The organism is Bacillus sp. FSL E2-8868, from assembly GCF_038005505.1.
Lineage (GTDB): Bacteria > Bacillota > Bacilli > Bacillales > Bacillaceae_G > Bacillus_A > Bacillus_A mycoides.
In genome coordinates, this window is sequence record NZ_JBBOTI010000002.1 from 1,823,356 (window position 1) to 1,843,866 (window position 20,511).

Genomic DNA, 20,511 nt, shown 5'->3' on the forward strand with positions numbered 1-20,511 from the left:
AAAAGTTTCTTCTTCACGAAGAAACTTTTTTAAGACTACTCTACTTCATAGAAATAGTCGCCTCTACTGGATAATGATCAGAATAATCATCATACGTATATTTTTTGAACCATGATGTAACAGACCACTTTGGAGATTTCACTTGTAATACGTTATTCTCTACGAATGATGGATTCGCATGATCTTTACTCGCAATAATATAATCTAAATGTTCAGCAGGTGCATCTGGATAATTGTATTTCGCAATACTGTTTGTCGTCGCATCCCAAGTTGCTGCATGTCCTGTATAAGATGGAACAGACGCATGTAATGTTTTAAACATCGATGCATACTCTGAATTGCTATTATTCTCAGCATTTATTTTATTTACATTCATATCACCACCAATTAACACATACTCGTTATTTGGTATATTTTTATTTTTAATAAACTCTTGAATTTCTTGTAGCTGTTTTGTACGTACAGATGCTGGCGAAGTATTTCCACACATACTATCTTCAGCTTGTAAATGAGTCCCAATCACATGTACAAAACGATCATTTTTCTTAACTTTTGTGTATACAAATCCTTTATTTGATAAGTTATCTGGTCCACAGCCTTTTTCAAATACATATTGAATCTTTTCAACAATTGGCCATTTACTCACAATCGCTACACCTCCATCTTCAGGAGTCGAAGATGAATAGTTTCCTAACGTCTTATCCCACTCGCTTCCACTACTACGACCTAATACTGCCGTTTGATTTGGATATTCTTTCTTCAAATTTCCTAATAAGCGATTTGAAGCACTATTATCAAACACTTCATTTAATATAACAACATCTTGATTCTTTATATAATCTGCCGCTCCAATTAAATCAGCACGCTGACTTTGTCCCCAGTTCGGATATAGGTTTGTTGATAGCATGTATACATTATGCGTCATAACTTTTAATGTATTATTTTGATTTATAGACATTTCTGCTTGAGCTGAAGATCCACTATATAAAGCTCCTAAACCAATACCAAAGCTTAGTACACCTTTTAGCAATTTACTTTTCACGTTTCATACCTCCATGTACTGTGTAGTGATAAAAAGGCCAAATACTCTATTCTGAGATTTGACCTTTTTCAAATATTTAACGATTTCCGTACGTATCAAACCAAAGCTGGATGTACCCAGCAGTAACACGTTGTGCATCCATTAATCGCGTACCTGTCATTGGTGTAACTTCAGCGCGCCATTTATCTGCATATTCTTGTGATACAGCTGCTTTCACGAACCAATCTTTCGTATTATCATTTACAATGCCAGAATAATCTTGTTTCGCAGCTACTGCCGCTCCATGAATCCAATCTTCTGGATTTGTACCTTTCCAGTTCCAATATCCATTTCCATCCGTTACTTTATAATTATCTTTTATCGTATCTACAAAGTTTTCATATTTAGAATGGAACCCTTGTGGATAAGAAAGATTTGTAAAGTTTGCCGCATGCATCGGTTGATTTACATCCCCTAAATAGTGAAGTGATAACCCTAAATAGAAGAATGCTTGTTTCATATCTTTATTTTTGTATGACTCACCTGCTAATTTAAAATATTTAGCTCCAGTTTCCTTTGCCTGCTTTGCAAATGGAATATAAGTTTTTCCATTGTCAGGGTCATAGAAGTGTGAAGCAAATGTGCTATTATCATAATAAGGATTTTCATAGTCAGCAGCATAAATACCGTTCTCTAACTCCGTACGCCATTCATTTAATAGTGCAACCTGATCTTGTTTTACAAGTGTTGTATTACGAGACATAATATCCATTGCACGGTTTACAATCCATAAATGAGAGTTTACGCCTTCTTTATGCTTATCTTCAGCAGACCAGCGGTGAACTATATTTATTCTACTTCCCCCATCATTTTCATGAGCAAATGCAACACTTTGTAACGGAGCTACTAATGTAATAGCCGCTGCTAAAGCAAGTACTTTCTTTTTCATATAAAATCCTCCATTTTTTAATTGAATTATTGTAAACTTTTTGTTAGGATCCTATGATATCGTCTGGTTAACCTATGACTAGAATATCCCACCTTTCATGAAATTTCTATCAATAAATTAAAATATGCAAATGTTCATATCATTATAACTTTATACATAGTGAATATAATGAATGAATACACTTACATTGTAATAAAGTATTGTTAAGCTACTGCAAATGATTGTCTAAACTAATGTAAAAAAAGAGTAAAGCATCCACATGCTTTACTCTTTTTTTCTTTTCGATAATATACTTGGCAGCTGTACATTAACTGCCAACTTATGAATAAATCCAAACACTAATCCAATCCCGATAAATATGTATAAGATCGTAAATACCTTTCCGAAATCAGTTTGCGGACTAAAATTCCCATCACCGACAGTCGTCAACGTGACCACACTAAAATATAGGGCGTCAAGAGGACGTAATCCTTCAACTGTACTATAAAAAATCGTACCAGATGTTAATGTTAAAAATGTTAATACGAATAATACTTGAAATTCTTTATCTTTCCACGCTCGTAAACAAGCTTTTAGCATCCGTTTCAATGTCAACATAAATGAAAGCATTAGACTTCCCCTTCCAAACAAAATACCTGTAGTTAAAGGAAAGTCTATCACCTTTCTGTATAGAAAAAAAGTAGCCCTCTTCTATTTCTAGAAAAGGGCTACTTTTTACTATTCTCTATTATTTAGGTGAAACAAGAATTTTCACTTGTGTTTTATCTTTTACAAGTGCTTCAAATCCTTCTTCAACAACTTGATCCACTGTGATTTTTTTCGTAATTAATTTCTCTGCTTGAATTTGGTCAGAGCTAATTAATTTAATAACAGCTGGGAAGATATGACGGTATCCAAGAATACCGATAACTTCTTTTTCTTTTAGTACAAGGTTGTTTGGCGTAATTGTCGCATCTTTTTCCCACACACTAACAATTACAGTTTGTCCTTCAAAACTTGTACTTTCAATCGCTTGACGAAGTACTACTTCGACACCTGTTACTTCAAAGCTCACATTTACACCTAAACCATTTGTTAAGTTACGAATTTCTGCTAGTACATCTTGAGTTGCTGGATTTAATACGTAATCAGCACCTGCTAATTTAGCTAGCTCTTGACGTTCTTTAGAAAGTTCCACTGCGATAACAGGAGTTGCTCCTGCTGCTTTTGCTGCTTGGATTACAAGAAGCCCAATCGGACCACAACCAAATACCGCTACAGCTTCTCCCTCTTTTAATTTACTTTGACGTACTGCATGAACTGCTACTGCTGCTGGTTCTACAAGTGCACCTTGTTCATACGTCATTTCATCAGGAATATGGTGGACCATATCTTCTGGTACTACTGTATATTCAGAGAAACCGCCGCCTTCTCCGCCAAGACCGTGGAAAACAAGTTGTTCACAAACATTGTAATGTCCGTGTTTACAAGCTTCACATTTACCACAAGAATAAATTGGTTCTACAACGACGCGATCTCCCACTTTATGAGAAGTAACGCCTTCACCGATTTCAACTACCTCACCACTAAACTCATGACCTAAAATAACCGGTGCTTTTACGTGTGTTAATGGGTGCTCTTCTGTTGGAATAAAAATAGGTCCTGCTAAATATTCATGCAAGTCTGTTCCGCAGATACCACACCATTTAACTTTAATCTTAACTGCTCCTGGTCTTACAGTTGGTTCTGGTACTTCTTCTACTCGTACATCACGTTGATTATGCCAAAGTAGTGCTTTCATTTTATACATCCCTCTCTACGTATATACTTAACCTGGTGAAGTTTACAATTCTATTATAATACTTCCATCCATATATTTCAAAAAAACAATCTCATTTCCACTAAATTTTAACAAATAACGTTCAATATTTTGTCACTTTGTACTTTTTTCCACATCTGTTAATGCTAATTTCATTGCGGTTGAAATTAGCATTATGCCATAATAGCATAGGAGAGGTGAATATCGCTTGAAATATTTTATTTACTTTATTGTTATCGTAGCGTTTTTAGATACATTTTCACAATTACCTATTATGAGTACTTTCGCTCAAAGTCTTGGAGGAACCCCTCTTGTTATCGGGCTAGTTATCGGTATGTACTCATTCGCTAATATGATCGGTAATATTATCGCTGGAGCCGCTGTCGATAAATTTGGTGCAAAAAAAATCCTTTATATAAGCATGGGAATTACGAGTTTCATAGTCTTGTTATACACCGTTGTTCAAAGTGGTGAACAACTATTAGTTGTGCGCTTTATGCACGGTTTTAGTGACGGATTTTTAATTCCTGCTGCCTTTACGTTTTTATCAAAGCAAACGAATTCAGCAAGGCAAGGTAAAGCAATGGCTCTATCTGGTGCCGCTGTTGGAACAGCTGCAATCGTAGGACCTGCTTTCAGCGGCATTATGAAAGCAACAGCTGGTATAGAGTGGGTGTTCATTACTATTTCTATTTTAATGGTCCTTGGTACAATCGTATCTCTATTCTTCTTACCAAATAACGTATCAAGAAAAGATACATCAAGAACACAAATGATGAACAAAGAAGATATGATTGAACTATTGAAATCAGAACCGTTATTACAAGCATATATTGGTGCTTTCACACTAATGTTTTCACAAGGGATTGTCACTTATATGTTACCAGTAAAAGTTGAGGCATTAGCACTTAAAGCATCTACAACAGGCATGATGTTAAGTGTATTCGGAATTACCGCTATCCTCTTCTTCTTACTGCCAACAAATCGCATTTACGATCGATTTAATCGTTCCAAACTAATGCTAATCGGGATTGCAGTAATGGCACTAGCGTTATCTTTACTCGGATTATTTGCAACAAAAGGCATGCTCTTTATCGTTATGATAATTTATGGAATTGGATTCGCTATCCTCTTCCCAGCAATTAATGCTTTACTTGTTGAAAATACAACAGATAGTAACCGAGGGAAAGCATTCGGATTGTTTTATGCATTCTTCTCGTTAGGAGTTGTTGCTGGCTCCTTTACAGTCGGAGCAATCGGAGCATCACCTAGCGCTAGCTTCGTTATCGGAACTGCATTCTTGTTAACATTTGCTGGAATGATTTTTGTAAGAAGCAAAGTAAAAAAGACAATGATGGGTTAATTCCATCATTGTCTTTTTTTCGCCTAATATATATTACTTTTGCATATAACCAAGTAATACTGTAAATAAACTTATGTATAAAAGCAATACTACATTCTTCCTTTAAAAAAGAAAGTCTATAAATACCAACGATACTTCGACAATTTCCTCGGAAATATTTCTTTTCCCCACATAATTTGCTACACTATATATGAACAGACGATTGTATTACATAAGCTGAAATAATAACTTACTGTACAAATATAAAAGCACACTCTTCATATGAAGAATGTGCTTTTACTTTATTAACGTCTAATCCAAACAGCGCCTGCTGACTTATCCTCTGCCTGTCCAACAACTTGGAATTTAAGTCCAAGGTTTGGAACTTTTCGTCCTGCGTCAGCAATTTGCTTATTACTGTATACCTTTGAATCATCAAACGTTGTAACACCTTGTAATCCAGTATAATTAAACTGTCCTCGTGTAAATGAATTTACACTCCATGAAGGTGTTTGATCAAATGAAAATGCAGCATCTGCAATTTGAATTCCAGTATTACCGTATGCTGGTTTCCCACCTAAATTTCCAACAATCGCTTCTGGATGAGAATCTACAACACCAAGGAAGCCTTCACCTGGATGTAACCCAACCCAGTTATCTTTGAAACTATCATCTGCATACCAAACGACAAGACCTGTATTATACACCGGCCCTTTTCCCGCTTTTAATCCATTATCTGATCCAGCATAGTTTCTCCACTCTAGATAATAATAATGGGGTTTCTGTTCTGTCCCATCAGAAACAACGAATCCATTTAACTTCATTTTAGACTGTCCTTCTGCGTCATCTGAAAATACTACTTGTCCATCAACTGTTACATTTACATTATCCATTGCGAAACCTTTATATGTTAAAGCTGGATCTGTAATATAGTCGAATTGTAGTTTAACTTTCTTCCCTTTAAATTGACTTAAATCGTATGATTTATCAATCCATTTTCCATCTGTTGTATCTTTATCTTCTTGGACTATGTTTTCTCCCAATCTATCAATTAATGTTTTCGTTCCATCTTCAGTTACAGCATGTACTTCGATGAAATCACACTCTGCTTCTAGTTCATAATTCGCTTTATAATCAAATTTCGCATTTGTTCCTTTTGTTAAATCAAAGAATGGTGTTTCTAATGTCGTATGCATATCATCTCCTCTTGTACTATAATATGCATGCTTTCCAAACTCCGGTTTAATTGTTTCAACACTTTTACCTGGTAAGTTAACACGTACAACGCCTGGACGATTGGATTTCGTAACACTTTGATCAATATATGTAGGAACGCCTACACCACTCTTAATTTTATCGTAATCTACTTCTAAAATTTTCGCCCAGTTTCCACCCATATTCTTTTGTAAGAAGTCTTTATTTTGTGGTGAAAAACTAGTTGGCTCTGTTCCTGCGATTTTTCCTGTCCAGCTACCTCCACTCATTAATGACCACGCTTCAACAGGTGAACCAGTTCCAGTATATTTCGTGTCATATTCATCCGGTAAGCCAAGGTCATGTCCAAATTCATGTGCAAACACACCTACTGCACCGTCTTCTGGTTCAATTGTGTAATCATGAGCCGCTACTTTTCCACCAAAGTAATCTACCTTTGATTTTGTACCTTCAATCGCTACTGGATCTGTTGCTAATTTTGAACGATGTGACCAAATCGCATCATCACCTAATTTACCGCCACCAGCTTCTTGACCAACACCAGCATGGATTACCATTAAATGATCAATTACACCGTCAGATTCATCTTGATTACCATCACCATTTGTATCATATCTGTCAAATTGATCAAATTGAGATAAATCTAATCCTTTATCCGCTGCAGCTTTTAATGCTTCTTTCACTAAATCACGCGCACCTTTTGGTCCTTTATTATCGTGACCGCTACTACCATCAGCACCATAATCAGCGGCTTTACCTGGAACAGTTAACCACTCTGTTACATATCCATCCGTCGTATAACTACCGCCAGACTGTTCTTCATAATATTGCTTAAATGTTTTTACTTTCGAACCATCAAATAATGTGTAAGGCTCATTACCAAATAACATTTTTTGATAATGTTCTCTACTAAAGTCTTTCGAATACATATAACCTGGTGTTTGCTCAATATTATTATGTTTATAATCACTAAATTCAACGAGTAACACTAACACTTTATCATTGCGGACAGGTCCACTATATGGAGCTTGTTTCGCCTTAGAAGTTGGAACTTTCCCATCTAATTGCTTTTTATTTGGCTCTGGCTTTTGCTCAGGGCTAACATTTTTTTCAGCTTTCTTTACTTTTTCCTTTTCTTCCATCTTCTTCTCTTTTACCTTTTTCACGAAATCAGATGCTTCTTGATTCGCATCGGGAAGAATTTCTTTATTCGCCTGATCCCCTTGTTTCTTTTCAATATATTGCTCTACGGCCTTTTTTGTCTCTTCTTTAGACGATGCTGGATTAATTGTTCCTCTTTCTTTCAGCGCTTCCGCTAAACGATCTTCTTGAATTAAGTTATGATCAATTGGCGTTGTAGACACACCTTCTTTTGCTGACGTTTCTGCATATGCTAACGGAGCACTCATTACAGCTGAGCATCCGATGAGTGTTGCGATCGTTAATGATGACAACACTTTAAATGGCGCTTTTTTTCTCATTTTAATCATCCCCTTGTATCAATCTTAAACTTCAGATAAAAATATGTAATCTATCCTCCCTTGTATAATAAAAGACATGATTCTATAAGAAATAAGCTTTCTGTTATAGAATCATGCCCTCCAGTTTTCTGGTCAGACCCTCTATCTTTTTATGTCGAAATGTGAAAAATAAAGAGTGATTTGTATATATTAAATAGCTTATATTAAAAATTTAAAAGACAATATGCACAATTGCATGAAAATTCTTTCAAATAAAAAAAGAACCCAAGTTAATTAAACTTGGGTTCTCCATTTCGTATTATTTCTCTTGTGTTTTTTCCCAATCAGCTAAGAATTTCTCAATTCCTTGATCTGTTAATGGGTGCTTCACTAATGAAGCGATTACGTTTGCTGGGATTGTTGCAATATGTGAACCGTTTAATGCAGCTTCTGTTACGTGAACACTGTGACGTACAGATGCTGCAATGATTTCTGTTTCAATGCCGTGAATTGCAAAGATTTCTGCGATTTGGCGAATTAAGTCCATACCATTATGACCGATATCATCTAGGCGACCTAAGAACGGTGAAACGTATGTCGCACCAGCGCGAGCTGCAAGTAATGCTTGCACTGCTGAGAATACTAATGTAACGTTTGTACGAATTCCTAAATCTGAGAATGCTTTTACTGCTTTTAAGCCTTCTGTTGTCATTGGAACTTTTACAACAACGTTTGGAGCGATTTTTGCTAACTCTTTTCCTTCTTCAATCATTTTGTCAGCTTCTAAGCTAATTACTTCTGCGCTTACAGGTCCTTCAATAAAGCTGCAAATTTCACGAATACGCTCATGGAAATCTACGCCTTCTTTTGCTACAAGTGATGGGTTTGTCGTTACTCCAGCTACTACGCCTAATGCATTTGCCTCTTTAATTTCGTTAATGTTTGCTGTATCAATAAAAAATTTCATTTGTTATTCTTCCTTCCTAATTTTCATTTTATATTTATTTATTTTTTCTTAATAAGCTCTAATTCAATCGGAATAAATTTGTCCACTTTTTTACCTTGTGTTATCTCTTTTGCTGTTTCCATCGCCTTCTCTCCGATTAATTCCGGTTTTTGAGCGACTGTTGCTGCCATACGCCCATCTTTAACCGCTTTTACAGCATCATCCGTTGCATCAAATCCAACAACGACTACATCCGTTTTACCAGCAGATTTTAATGCCTCAATTGCGCCTAATGCCATTTCATCATTATGAGCAAATACCGCTTTAATATCGCTATTTGCTTGCAAAATATTTTCCATAACGGATAACCCTTTTGCACGATCGAAATCAGCTGCTTGTTTTGCTACTACTTTTAAAGACTTATCAGCTACGTTATGGAATCCTTTCCCACGCTCACGAGCAGCAGACGATCCAGGTATTCCTTCTAACTCAGCGACATTTGTTCCTTCACCAACTACTTCCCGAATGTAATCACTAGCCATTTGACCACCTTCTACATTGTTGGAAGCTATGTGAGAAACAACTTTACCTGAATTTGCAACTCTGTCTACTGTAATAACAGGAACATTGGCTGCATTGGCTGCACTTACCGCTGAAGCAACAGCATCTGAGTCGGTTGGATTAATAACAATTACATCGACACCTTTTTGAATTAAATCTTCAACATCGTTTGTTTGCTTCGCTGCATCATTTTGTGCATCAACAGCAATTAATTCAATGCCGCTATCTTTTGCTTTCTTTTCTGCACCTTTTTTCAACGTGACGAAAAATGGATTATTTAAAGTTGAAACAGAAAATCCAACTTTAATAGTTTTATTTCGACCTTTATCGCTAGAATCCTTTGCCCATTCTGGTGGTTCCATTGAACAACCAGCAGTAACTACCATGATACATGCAACGAGTATCAGTAACCATTTTTTCATGAATTGCCCCTCCATTACGCTTCTTTTCGACGATCAATTAGTACAGCTAGTAAGATTACAAGTCCTTTTACAACTTGTTGGAAGAAAGAAGATACACCTAATAAATTTAAACCGTTATTTAGTACACCAATAATAAGCACACCGATGAATGTACCAACAATCCATCCTCTTCCACCTGAAAGACTCGTTCCTCCTAACACAACTGCAGCAATTGCATCCAATTCGTAAGAAGTACCAGCAGTCGGCTGTGCAGAATCTAACCTTGATGTTAACACAATACCTGCAAGCGCTGCCAAAATTCCGGAAAGACCGTAAATCATTACTTTAATTCTCGTAACATTAATACCTGATAAAGCTGCCGCTTCTTCATTTCCACCAATCGCAAACGTACGGCGACCAAACGTTGTTTTCTTTAAAATAAAGTACAGTACTGCAAAAGCGATCATCATTGTAACGGCTGGCACAGGAATACCAAGGAAATAACCACGGCCAAACATTTGGAACATTAAATGATCACCAAGACCAGTGATCGGACGTCCGTCCATATAAACAAGCGTCAACCCGCGAAAAATAGTCATTGTTGCTAAAGTTGCAATAAACGGAGCTACTTTTCCCTTCGCAATAATGATACCGTTTACAATCCCCATTGCAAGACCTGCTAATAATCCAACTGCCATTGCAAGGAACGGATCCATGCCACTTGCCATCATTCCGGCAACAAGTGCACTTGATAATGCTAAAATAGAACCTACCGATAAGTCAATACCCCCTGTTAAAATAACGAAGGTCATTCCAAATGCAATGAGTGCATTAATCGATACTTGGCGCAGTATATTAAATAAATTTGGAATTTCAATAAATGCTGGATTTAAAGCTGTAATTACTACGATAATTAATACTAATCCAATTAAAGAACCAAGTTGTTGTAATACATTCCCCTTCTTAGCCATATCTTACTCTCCCCCTGTAGCTAGTGCCATAATAGACTCTTGCGATGCCTGATCTTTCTCTAAAATACCACCGATTTTCCCTTCATGAATGACGAGAACTCGATCACTCATTCCTAAAACTTCTGGAAGCTCAGACGATACCATAATAACGGCATCTCCTTGCTCGGTAAGCTTATTCATAATAGAGTAAATTTCTTTTTTAGCCCCAACATCTACACCTCTCGTTGGTTCATCTAAAATGAGTAACTGCGGATGAATACCTAACCATTTTGCAATTACAATCTTTTGCTGATTTCCACCAGAAAGAGATTTGACAGCTTGCTCTCCGTTTGCTGCTTTCACATTAAGAAGCTTCATCATATCCTCTGTAAATTGCCGTTCTAAACCTTTATTAACCACGCTTCCCTTTGAAAGACTTTCTAAATTTGGTAAAGCTAAATTTTCACGAATCGAAAAATCTAACACAAGCCCTTCAGATTTTCTATCCTCTGTAATAAAGGCAATTCGTTGTCTAATCGCATCAATTGGACTATCAATTTTTACTTCTTGTCCATTCATGAAAATTTTTCCTGAATCGAGCGGTTCATATCCAAATATTGCTTTCATAATATCCGTGCGACCAGCTCCCATCAAGCCCGCAACACCAAGGATTTCACCTTTTCTAACTTGAAACGAAACATTTTCAAATTTTCCTTTTTTCGTTCCGTTTCGCATTTCAAAAATCACTTCGCCAATTTGACTATTTCGTTCTGGATAACGTTCACCAATACTGCGGCCCACCATCATGCTAACTACTTCATCAAATGACGTTTCTGGAATTAATCTTTTCCCTACATATTCTCCATCACGCAAAATCGTAATAGCATCACATATTGAAAAAATTTCTTCCATCCGGTGTGAAATATAAACGAATGAAACGCCCTCTTTACGCAATTTATTAATAACAATAAACAGAGTTTCAATTTCGCGATCTGTTAATGCCGCTGTAGGTTCATCCATAATAATAACGCTCGCCTTTGTCATTAATGCTTTAGCAATTTCAATAATTTGCTGTTGTCCAACTGATAATTCACCTGCTAGCATAGCACCTCTCACATGTAGACCAAGATCTGCTAATTGTTGCTGGGCAATCGCATTCATTTGACGCGTACGTAAAATGCCCGTTTTCCCATACATTAACTCTTTTCCAAGAAACATATTTTCAGCTACCGTTAAATTCGGTAATATGTTCAACTCTTGATGGATAAATGCAATACCATACTCTTCAGCTTCTTTCGCATTTTTAAAAGTTCGTTCTTTCCCATCAATCATGACTGTTCCACTGTCTTTTTTATATACACCTGTTAAAATCTTCATGAGCGTCGATTTCCCCGCTCCATTTTCCCCCATCAATGCATGGACTTCTCCTGTTTCAATCATAAACTGTGCGTTTTTTAGAACAGGATTACCACTGAACGCTTTTGAAATGTTCTTCATTTCAATATGCATTCTCATCACATCCCTTTATTAAAAAATCACGCCTGCATGTAAAATAACATTCGCATAAGGCGTTGCTTCTCCTGTACGAATAATCGCCTTCGCTCTCTTTGTATGCTCTTTAAATTCCTTATGAGACACATATTCAAATGCTGGCTCTATTAATCGCATCTCAACTTCTTTATTTACCTCTGCATTATTTATAATAACTTCTTCTGCTAACATCACTTTTTCAATTGCCATATCATCAGCAACTACTTGTAATACGTCTAAAAAACTAGGTTTTCCGATTTCAACTGCTAAATCAATTCGTTTTACTCCATCAGGAATAGGTAACCCGCAATCAGCAATTACAATCGTATCTGTATGTCCAAGTGAAGCAAGGACCGCCGCAATTTCACTATTTAATACACCGTGTTTCTTCATCCGACAATCACCTGCACTTCACGTACTCTATCTCTTGTTGGCATACCGCCCTGTGCCCCAAGTTTCGTTACAGAAAGACCACCAGCAATGTTCGCAAAACGAATTGCTTTTTGAAGTATTTCTCCTTCAGAAAGTGCAACTGCTAGCGCGCCGTTAAATGTATCACCAGCTCCAGTCGTATCTACTACGTCTACAGCAATACTTGGAACTTGAACAACTTCCGTTCCGTTATGGAAACGAACACCGTTAGACCCTTCCGTCATCAATAGCTTATTTGGATATTTCGCAAGTAACTCTTCAATTGGTGATGTGAAATCATTTAATACGATGCGACATTCATGTTCATTCGGCGTAATATAAGTCGCTTTTTCTAAAATATCTTCTGATAAGATTTGTGCTGGAGCCGGATTCAACATAACTGGAATGTTATGCTCCTCACAAATAGCCAGAACGTATTTTACTGTTTCAAGCGGAATCTCTAGTTGAAGAACAACCATATCTGCTTTTACAAGAAGGTCTTTTGAACGATCTACAATCGACTCATTTACAAGAGCATTTGCTCCTTGTACGACAACAATACTGTTATCCTCTTCTGCTAAAACGATATGAGCGATTCCTGTCGTCCTATCTGTAACCGGTACCACATAGTCGATAAAAATGCGTTCGTTCTCCAAATTTTTTCTAACTACTGTTCCGTAATCATCATTTCCTACTGCACCAACCATCGCTACATTTGCTCCTAATCTAGCTGCAGCAACTGCTTGGTTGGCCCCTTTTCCTCCTGGTATCGTATGAAACGCTTCACCAATTACTGTTTCTCCTGCTTTCGGCCGTATTTTTGAAACAGCCACTAAGTCCATTGAAATGCTACCTACTACTGCAATATTTGGCATCTGTCTCATCTCCTTACTTCGTTGTATTTCGTTCTATAATTTCAATCGGTAAACGATAGTGTTTTTCTTCTAATGGATTTCCTTCCATCTGCTCTAACAACAATTCTGTTGCAATTTTCCCCATTTCATAAATTGGCTGTGCAACAGTCGTAATAGATGGATACATCATTTCAGTTAAAGAAATTCCATCGAATCCAATAATTTGTAAATCGTTTGGAATAGAAATTCCCTTTTGAAGTGCAGCCTTTACAATACCAATTGCAATTAAATCATTCCCAGCAACAATTCCATCAATATGCGGATATTCTTCTAATAATTCCACCGCTACCTGTTCACTATTAGCTGGATCGAATGTACTCTCTGCAATCATATAAGAAAGATTATTTTGCGTAATAACGTCTACAAAACCTTCAAAACGTTCATTAGCTGTGCTCACATCACGCGGTCCACGAATATGTGCAATATGTTTACACCCTTTGTCTATTAATAACTTTGTCGCCGCCTGGCTCCCTGCATAGTTATCTGCATATACAGTAGGAATGCGCTCATTAAACATACGGTCAATCGCAACAACTGGAATAGACAAATTCATGTAATTAACACTATTTTGTGGATTCGTTGCTACAATAAATCCGTCCACATTATTTTGTCTAAGCACATCAATGTATTGCTTCTCTTTTTCTAAATTTTCATCAGAGTTACAAAGTACAACTGTGTAACCTTGCTTATGTGCTACATCTTCTACGGCACGTGCAACTTCTGGAAAGAATGGATTCACGATATTTGGAACAACTAATCCAATTAAACGAGATTTTTTATTGTATAAAGAACGTGCTACTGTACTAGGTTTATAATCTAGCATTTCAATTGCTCGCTCTACTTTTTTTAATGTATCCTCATGAACATATCCATTTTTATTTAACACTCTGGAAACGGTCGCAACAGATACCCCTGCTAATTTTGCAACGTCTTTAATCGTACTCATTCTCTTTTCTCCTCATTTCATGTAACCGTTTACAGAAAATAATATAACGCATTTATAAAAATACGTCAATCATTTCTCACTAAAAAGCTTTTAAGGTTATACTCAAAAAAGCATCGCCATAAGGCGATGCTTTTTTATTACGAATATGATACAGTTTTTTCCTTTTCTTCTACAGCAGGCTCTTCAGCACCTTTTTTACGATCAGACAGTTTAATTTTCTGTAAGAAAATCGTAAAGATAGCACCTACTACGATAAATACCAATCCTGTTAAGAATACAGTATGAAGTGAGTCCACTAAAGAGCTTTTCAAAATTGGTACGATGCTATTAGAAAATGCTTCTGGCATTTGTTTTAATGCCTCTGGACTAAATAGCATAGAATATAAACTTTGTGGATCTGTATGAATCATATCTTTAAATTTTGTTACCATTTGTCCCGCTTCTTTTGGGAATGTGTCTAATACAGGTACTAATTTATTTGTTAACGTTGTACCTGAAGTGTTATTCATAATTGATCCTAAAATTGTAATACCGAATGTTCCACCGATTTGACGGAAGAATTGACTTGATGATGTTACAACGCCAAGATCTTTTTTCGGGAAGCTTTCTTGTAATGCTAATGTTAATATCGGCATAACAAGACCCATTCCTAAACCGATAACCATCATATAAGAAGTAGCAGTAAGCTTAGTTGTGTGCATATCCATCGTTGTTAATAACCAGAAACCACTAGCCATAATAAGCATCCCTGTAATAATTTGTGGTTTCACACCAATTTTTAATACAAGCTGACCACCGATAATACTCATAACGATCATTGTAATCATCATCGGTGTCATAATCGTTCCTGATTCAGCAGCACTTACGCCTACAATTCCTTGCATAAAGAACGGTACGAACATAATTGCTCCAAACATTCCGATACTCATAAAGAAACCGATCGCATTCAGTAGTGTAAATGTACGGTTTTTAAAGAAGTGCATCGGTAAAATTGGTTCTTCAGCCTTCGTTTCAACGATAACAAAGCTAACAATACCAATGGCAGCTAGTGCAAATAACCCGATAATTTGCCAAGAACCCCATGCATAATCTTTCCCGCCAAACGTTAACGCAAGTAATAAACTTACAACACCGAGAATCATCGTGAAGATTCCAGCGATATCAATTTTAATTGGTCCTGTTTGTTTATGTGCTTTTAATCCCATTGCAATGAAGATTGTCGCTAAAATACCAACTGGTAAGTTAATATAGAATACCCATCTCCAGTTCACTGCGTCTACAATCCAACCACCAACTTGTGGTCCAATTACAGAGGCAAGACCGTATAGAGCTCCAAAAATACCTTGCCATTTAGCACGTTCTTTTCCCGTGAACATATCTCCGATAATAATCATAGCCATTGGCATCATAATACCGCCACCAAGACCTTGAATACCACGGAAAATAATTAATTCTGTCATACCGTTTGCCATACCACATAACGCTGAACCAACCATAAAGATAATTAATCCTGCTATATATACGTTACGACGCCCAAGTAAATCCGCTAATTTACCTGCAATCGGTACAACCGTTGTTGATGTTAACATGTACGCTGTTGTTAACCATGTCATTAAACTTAATCCACCTAGTTCACCGACGATACGCGGCATTGCTGTACCAACGATTGTTCCGTCCAATGCAGCAAATAGCATTGCGATTACTAAACCGATTAACAACAACTTTCTATTCTGATTTTCTTGTTGCTCCATGTAATCTCCTCAATTCCTCTTAGTTTTTCTCTTTTTTCTCTTTTTTCTCTGGTTTCCCACAAATAATTGTTTCTAGCTTTTCAAAGAGGCGCAACAAATCTTCCCTCTCTTGTAATTCTAAGTGTGAGAAGTATTTTGCAATATGCTCATTACGAGCCGCCATCGCTTCTTCTACTGTAGTTTTCCCCTTCTTCGTTAGCTCAATGACAACAACGCGGCGATCATTATCGTCGTGATAGCGCTCTACTAACCCATGATCAATTAAACGATCAGTCATTACTGTAATCGCGCTCGGTTTCACGTACATTTTCTCCGCCAATTGTGTCGCTCTTGAAGCTCCGTAATGATCTAAAATCTTTAAAATATAAAACTGCGGTGGTGTAAGTCCTGATGCTTGCATTTGTTCTAATAGCTCTGTTTGCATTTTCTTTCCTATAGCGAATGTAAGAGCTTGAATCTTATCAATATGAGTCATATCATTTGGCATGTTATCCACCTCTTATTTAAGCAATAAAATATTTAACGTATTTAAATATTAATCCCACAAACAAAATACGTCAACAACTTTCTTTATAAAAACGTTTACATTCTTGTCACAAAGTTGTATAATTTTCGTCGAAGTTAATATTGACAGTCACGGAGAATCGGAGTATATGGCTATGAAATATAAAAAAGGGAACTTTTTTATATTTCATAGCCTTTTTGTATTCTCTCTGTCTTAAAACGCTTCCAATTAATTAGGGGAGGATTTTCATTTTATGTTTTTCACACAATTATTTAAACCTGCGCCCCACGCAGAACGCTTACCAGCTGATCGCACTGATAGCGAATACCGCAAATTGCGTTTGCAAGTATTCTTAGGCATCTTCATCGGTTATGCGGGTTACTACTTTGTTCGAAAAAACTTTTCACTCGCAATGCCATACTTAATCGAACAAGGCTTTAGTAAAGGGGAACTTGGGGTTATCCTTTCAGCAGTATCTATCGCTTACGGATTAAGTAAATTTCTTATGGGTATCGTATCCGATCGTTGTAATCCTCGCTACTTTTTAGCAGCTGGGCTATTTTTATCCGGTATCATTAATATTATTTTCGGCTCATTTTCTTTCATTACAACGAGCATTATACTTATGTTTGTACTTCAGTTTTTAAATGGATGGGTACAAGGTATGGGATGGCCTCCTTGTGGTCGTACGATGGTTCACTGGTTCTCCGTTAGTGAACGTGGTACAAAAATGTCTATTTGGAACGTCGCTCATAATGTCGGCGGCGCGCTTATGCCTTCTCTCGTTACATTAGGCTTATATTTCTTTGCAAATGACTGGAAAAGTATATTTTACTTCCCAGGTATTCTTTCAATTTTGGTGGGGATTTATGTATTAATTACGATGAGAGATACACCTCAATCTTGCGGATTACCTTCTATTGAAGAACATACTGGGGAATATCCATCAGATGAAAAAGTAGCGGACCGTGAACGCGAACTTTCGGTAAAGGAAATTTTATTTACATACATATTAAACAATAAGTTTTTATGGTACATCGCTATCGCTAACGTCTTTGTTTATTTCGTTCGTTACGGCGTTGTAGACTGGGCTCCTACTTATTTAGTAGAAGAAAAAAGCTTTACTCACAGTAGCTCACGTACAGCTTATGCTCTATACGAATGGGCTGGTATTCCAGGTACACTTCTTTGCGGATGGATGAGTGATAAACTATTTAAAGGGCGCCGCGCACCTGCTGGCATTCTATTTATGGTCGGTGTATTCATTGCCGTTCTTGTTTACTGGCTAAATCCTGCTGGGCATCCAATCATTGATAGTATCGCACTTGTTTCCATTGGATTTTTAATTTACGGACCTGTTATGCTAATTGGTCTTCACGCGCTTGACTTAGCACCCAAAAAAGCTGCTGGAACTGCCGCTGGGTTAACTGGGTTCTTCGGTTACCTAGGGGGAGCTACTTTTGCTAGCGCAGCTATGGGCTTTATTGTAGATGGATTCGGATGGGACGGCGGATTCATTTTGCTCCTTGCTTCTTGTGTGCTTGCAATGTTCTTCCTTGCTCTTACTTTAAATACAGGATCTACAAAACAAAAACAAGCTTAAACACTAATATTATACTTACAAAAAAAAGAGAGACAGTTCTTTCCAGAACACCTCTCTTTTTTCTACATATAGTACTTTTTTATTACAAATAATTTATCAATCCAACCCATAATTGTGAGCGTTTTAAAAGGGTTTTTATCCTTATATTACTGCATCTCATCTCTATATAAAAAGATTTTTGAATATTTACTCTTGTCAAACATTGTCACTTTATATTAAAATAGCAACAACATACTAAATATTTAGTCTTTTCAGAAAAGATGGAGGGATAACCATGAAGAATCCACTTCTTCGCATTGAAAACTTACAGACTTCCTTTCGCATACAAGATCAATATCATGCAGCAGTTGATAACGTTTCGTTAACTGTCCATGAAAATGAAATTGTCGCGATAGTTGGTGAATCCGGTTGCGGAAAAAGTGCACTTGCCCTTTCCATTATGCGACTGCATAATGAAGCAAATACAAAATTACAAGGGCAACTTAACTATAGAGATAAGGATTTACTTACTATGTCGACCGCAGAGATGAATAAAGTACGCGGATCAAACATCGGTATGATTTTCCAGGAACCTCTTACAGCACTCGATCCTCTTATGACAGTTGGAAAACAAATCGAAGAAAACTTAGACTACCACACAAACCTTTCGAAAGCAGAAAAGAAAGAACGCACCTTAGAACTACTCCATCAAGTTGGTATTCCAAAACCAGAACTTACATATAAACAATACCCTCACGAATTATCTGGCGGAATGAGACAAAGAATTGTTATCGCGATTGCGATTGCTTGTAACCCAGCACTCATTATTGCGGATGAGCCAACAACGGCTCTTGACGTAACCATCCAAGCACAAATTTTAGACTTACTAAAATCTATTCAAGAACAAACGAAAATGGGCATCATTTTAATTACACATGATTTAAGCGTTGTTGCCGAAACAGCTGATCGTATTGTCGTTATGTATGCAGGACAAGTTGTAGAAACAGGAACAGTAGAAGAGATTTTTAATAACCCGCTTCACCCATATACTCGTTCTCTATTAAACTCAATTCCATCTGCGTATGCGGAAAAAGAAAAATTGCATGTAATTCAAGGCGTGGTTCCTTCGTTAGCGAAGCTTCCTCGCACTGGATGCCGATTCCAAGCCCGAATCCCTTGGGTTAGACCAGATCAACATGAGGAAAATCCTGTTTTACATGAAGTAAAACCAGACCATTGGGTACGTTGTACTTGCTATAAGCACTTCAACTTCCAACATAAGAAAGGAGATGGCGTAACTCATGGCACTGCTTAAAGTAGAAGATTTAAAAGTACACTTTCCAATTAAAGGCGGTTTCTTCGGACGTACATTAGATTATGTACGAGCTGTCGATGGCGTAAGCTTTGAATTACAACCTGGTGAAACATATGGAATCGTTGGTGAATCAGGTAGCGGCAAATCAACAACGGGTAAAGCAATTATGCACTTAACGAAAGCGACAGGCGGTAGCATTCATTTTAATAATAGGGATTTAACGAAATTAAGTCGCTCTGAGTTAAGAGAACAACGAAAAGATATCCAAATGATTTTCCAAGATCCGTATTCATCATTGAATCCAAAAAAACGTGTTATCGATATTATTGCCGAACCACTTCGGAATTTTGAAAAGCTCTCACCCGATGAAGAGCGTCGAGCAGTTCAAGAATACCTTGATAAAGTTGGGTTAAATCCAGAGTCTATTTATAAATACCCACATGAATTTTCCGGTGGACAAAGACAGCGAATTGGTATTGCACGCGCTCTTACATTAAAACCAAAACTTATTATCGCCGATGAACCAGTATCTGCACTTGACGTGTCGGTACAAGCGCAAGTTTTAAACTTCTTACAAGATTTACAATCTGAACTTGGATTAACGTACCTATTCATAAGTCACGATTTAGGCGTAATTCGTCATATGTGTGACCGCATCGGTGTAATGTATCGCGGGCGCATTGTCGAAGAAGCAACTAGTGCAGAAATTTATAATAATCCACAGCACATCTATACGAAACGCCTAATATCAGCTATTCCTGATATTCGTCCAGAAAACCGCGAACAACAACGTAAATTACGTCAACAAGTAAGTTCTGAGTACGAAAAATCATACGAAAAGTATTTCAATGAAAACGGTCGTGCTTACGATTTAAAACCAATCTCGCCAACTCACCGGGTGGCATTACCTTAAG

Annotated in this window: 18 protein-coding genes; 4 read left to right on the forward strand and 14 right to left on the reverse strand. The window is 37.0% G+C overall.

All coding sequences use genetic code 11. The features are described from left to right. Positions 1–40: 40 nt before the first annotated feature. The 4 genes from sph to bdhA form a co-directional block, all read right to left on the reverse strand. Positions 41–1,042, reverse strand: a complete 1,002-nt coding sequence (gene sph, locus NSS74_RS20375) for a sphingomyelin phosphodiesterase (protein WP_002140392.1) — start codon at positions 1,040–1,042, stop codon at positions 41–43. A gap of 76 nt (positions 1,043–1,118) precedes the next feature. Continuing rightward, the gene (gene cerA / locus NSS74_RS20380) at positions 1,119–1,970 is read right to left on the reverse strand and encodes a phospholipase CerA (RefSeq protein ID WP_002029789.1); all 852 of its coding nucleotides are present in this window, start codon (positions 1,968–1,970) and stop codon (positions 1,119–1,121) included. Between the two features lie 264 nt (positions 1,971–2,234). Next, complete coding sequence (locus NSS74_RS20385) at positions 2,235–2,579, reverse strand: potassium channel family protein (RefSeq protein WP_000948238.1); 345 nt, start codon at positions 2,577–2,579, stop codon at positions 2,235–2,237. Between the two features lie 118 nt (positions 2,580–2,697). Further along, the gene (bdhA, locus tag NSS74_RS20390) at positions 2,698–3,750 is read right to left on the reverse strand and encodes a (R,R)-butanediol dehydrogenase (RefSeq protein ID WP_340814173.1); all 1,053 of its coding nucleotides are present in this window, start codon (positions 3,748–3,750) and stop codon (positions 2,698–2,700) included. 226 nt (positions 3,751–3,976) lie between these two features. Between bdhA and NSS74_RS20395 the strand changes: the two genes are divergently transcribed. Further along, a complete protein-coding gene (locus NSS74_RS20395; protein WP_002140391.1) occupies positions 3,977–5,131 on the forward strand; it encodes an MFS transporter in 1,155 nt (384 codons plus the stop codon). Positions 5,132–5,415: 284 nt separating this feature from the next. Here the strand turns inward: NSS74_RS20395 and inhA2 are convergent, their stop codons facing one another. The 10 genes from inhA2 to NSS74_RS20445 all read right to left on the reverse strand — a co-directional run bounded on the left by inhA2 (position 5,416) and on the right by NSS74_RS20445 (position 16,682). Next, positions 5,416–7,806 carry a M6 family metalloprotease immune inhibitor InhA2 gene (gene inhA2 / locus NSS74_RS20400; protein WP_002140388.1) on the reverse strand — a complete coding sequence of 797 codons (2,391 nt, stop codon included), beginning with the start codon at positions 7,804–7,806 and terminating at the stop codon, positions 5,416–5,418. A 298-nt stretch (positions 7,807–8,104) separates the two neighbouring features. After that, positions 8,105–8,752 carry a fructose-6-phosphate aldolase gene (gene fsa / locus NSS74_RS20405; RefSeq protein ID WP_000667669.1) on the reverse strand — a complete coding sequence of 216 codons (648 nt, stop codon included), beginning with the start codon at positions 8,750–8,752 and terminating at the stop codon, positions 8,105–8,107. Between the two features lie 38 nt (positions 8,753–8,790). Further along, complete coding sequence (rbsB, locus tag NSS74_RS20410; protein ID WP_002090926.1) at positions 8,791–9,714, reverse strand: ribose ABC transporter substrate-binding protein RbsB; 924 nt, start codon at positions 9,712–9,714, stop codon at positions 8,791–8,793. A gap of 14 nt (positions 9,715–9,728) precedes the next feature. Then, complete coding sequence (locus NSS74_RS20415; RefSeq protein ID WP_001074640.1) at positions 9,729–10,664, reverse strand: ABC transporter permease subunit; 936 nt, start codon at positions 10,662–10,664, stop codon at positions 9,729–9,731. Between the two features lie 3 nt (positions 10,665–10,667). Beyond that, a complete protein-coding gene (gene rbsA, locus NSS74_RS20420; RefSeq protein WP_002140387.1) occupies positions 10,668–12,152 on the reverse strand; it encodes a ribose ABC transporter ATP-binding protein RbsA in 1,485 nt (494 codons plus the stop codon). An 18-nt stretch (positions 12,153–12,170) separates the two neighbouring features. Further along, entirely contained in the window at positions 12,171–12,566 is a 396-nt protein-coding gene (gene rbsD / locus NSS74_RS20425; RefSeq protein WP_002125248.1) for a D-ribose pyranase, read from the reverse strand. Beyond that, complete coding sequence (gene rbsK / locus NSS74_RS20430; protein WP_002140386.1) at positions 12,563–13,459, reverse strand: ribokinase; 897 nt, start codon at positions 13,457–13,459, stop codon at positions 12,563–12,565. Before rbsK ends, rbsD begins: the two co-directional genes overlap by 4 nt. A 13-nt stretch (positions 13,460–13,472) precedes the next feature. Next, the gene (gene rbsR / locus NSS74_RS20435; protein WP_002029805.1) at positions 13,473–14,444 is read right to left on the reverse strand and encodes a ribose operon transcriptional repressor RbsR; all 972 of its coding nucleotides are present in this window, start codon (positions 14,442–14,444) and stop codon (positions 13,473–13,475) included. Between the two features lie 137 nt (positions 14,445–14,581). After that, positions 14,582–16,195, reverse strand: a complete 1,614-nt coding sequence (locus NSS74_RS20440) for an MDR family MFS transporter (RefSeq protein WP_002090931.1) — start codon at positions 16,193–16,195, stop codon at positions 14,582–14,584. Positions 16,196–16,214: 19 nt separating this feature from the next. Beyond that, positions 16,215–16,682, reverse strand: a complete 468-nt coding sequence (locus NSS74_RS20445) for a MarR family winged helix-turn-helix transcriptional regulator (RefSeq protein ID WP_002140385.1) — start codon at positions 16,680–16,682, stop codon at positions 16,215–16,217. A gap of 271 nt (positions 16,683–16,953) precedes the next feature. Between NSS74_RS20445 and glpT the strand changes: the two genes are divergently transcribed. The 3 genes from glpT (at position 16,954) to NSS74_RS20460 (ending at position 20,510) form a co-directional block, all read left to right on the forward strand. Beyond that, the gene (gene glpT, locus NSS74_RS20450) at positions 16,954–18,303 is read left to right on the forward strand and encodes a glycerol-3-phosphate transporter (protein ID WP_002090935.1); all 1,350 of its coding nucleotides are present in this window, start codon (positions 16,954–16,956) and stop codon (positions 18,301–18,303) included. 274 nt (positions 18,304–18,577) lie between these two features. Further along, positions 18,578–19,597, forward strand: a complete 1,020-nt coding sequence (locus NSS74_RS20455) for an ABC transporter ATP-binding protein (RefSeq protein WP_002140384.1) — start codon at positions 18,578–18,580, stop codon at positions 19,595–19,597. Continuing rightward, on the forward strand, positions 19,584–20,510 hold the full coding sequence (locus tag NSS74_RS20460) for an ABC transporter ATP-binding protein (RefSeq protein ID WP_002140382.1): 927 nt from the start codon (positions 19,584–19,586) through the stop codon (positions 20,508–20,510). The genes NSS74_RS20455 and NSS74_RS20460 overlap by 14 nt, the downstream gene beginning before the upstream one ends. The last annotated feature ends 1 nt before the right edge of the window (position 20,511 follow it).